Genomic DNA, 432 nt, shown 5'->3' with positions numbered 1-432 from the left:
CAGTGCCTCGGCGACCGTGCGGAACTCCTCCAGCATCGGCTCCATCAGCGGCGAGTGGAAGGCGTGCGACACCCGCAGCCGGGACGTACGACGCCCCAGCTCACGGAACACCCCGGCGACCGCCTCGACAGCGGCCTCGGCACCCGAGATCACCACCGAGGACGGGCCGTTGACCGCCGCGAGCGACACCTCGCCGGTCAGGTGCGGCAGCACCTCGGCCTCCGCCGCCTCGACGGCGACCATCGCGCCACCGGCCGGCAGCGCCTGCATCAACCGGCCACGAGCAGCCACCAGCGCACACGCGTCCGCCAGCGAGAACACACCCGCCACATGCGCCGCCGCCACCTCACCGATCGAATGCCCGGCCACGAACTCCGGCCGCACACCCCACGACTCCACCAGCCGGAACAACGCCACCTCGACCGCGAACAG

Annotated in this window: 1 protein-coding gene; it reads right to left on the bottom strand. The window is 72.5% G+C overall.

What is annotated here, in order from left to right; genetic code table 11:
• Positions 1-432: acyltransferase domain-containing protein (locus tag ADK41_RS08190; RefSeq protein ID WP_037805368.1), on the bottom strand; the 432-nt coding region annotated here is incomplete at both ends.

The sequence above is a fragment of the Streptomyces caelestis genome, assembly GCF_001279005.1.
GTDB classification, from domain to species: domain Bacteria; phylum Actinomycetota; class Actinomycetes; order Streptomycetales; family Streptomycetaceae; genus Streptomyces; species Streptomyces heliomycini.
This window is presented reverse-complemented; position numbering and strand designations above follow the sequence as displayed.